Origin of the sequence: Tritonibacter sp. SIMBA_163 (assembly GCF_046535935.1) — a bacterium.
GTDB lineage: Bacteria > Pseudomonadota > Alphaproteobacteria > Rhodobacterales > Rhodobacteraceae > Epibacterium > Epibacterium scottomollicae.
Genome location: NZ_JAWJBP010000609.1, coordinates 1 through 264, shown reverse-complemented (window position 1 = coordinate 264; position 264 = coordinate 1). Strand labels below are relative to the sequence as shown.

Below are 264 nucleotides of genomic sequence, written 5' to 3'. Positions count from 1 at the left end.
CCCATCTCCTGACGTCAACCGGCCCATCGGCCGGTCATGCAATGATGACATCTCAGGAGACAATACATGTCCGACATCACCCTCGGGCGGGAGAGCACCGGCGCTGCCGTGCGATCCGCATCCGACCTCTATCGCGCCGTCTGGCGCTGGCACTTCTACGCCGGCCTGCTGGTGCTGCCCTTTATGATCACGCTCGCCGTCACGGGCGCTCTCTATCTCTTCCGCGACGAACTAGACGCCGTCATCCATGCCGATCTGAAGCAG

The 264-nt window shown here is 62.5% G+C and carries 1 protein-coding gene; it reads left to right on the top strand.

The window, feature by feature from the left end; genetic code table 11:
• Nucleotides 1-66: 66 nt before the first annotated feature.
• Nucleotides 67-264: PepSY domain-containing protein (locus tag R0J92_RS23745; RefSeq protein ID WP_411053483.1), on the top strand; the 198-nt coding region annotated here is incomplete at its 3' end.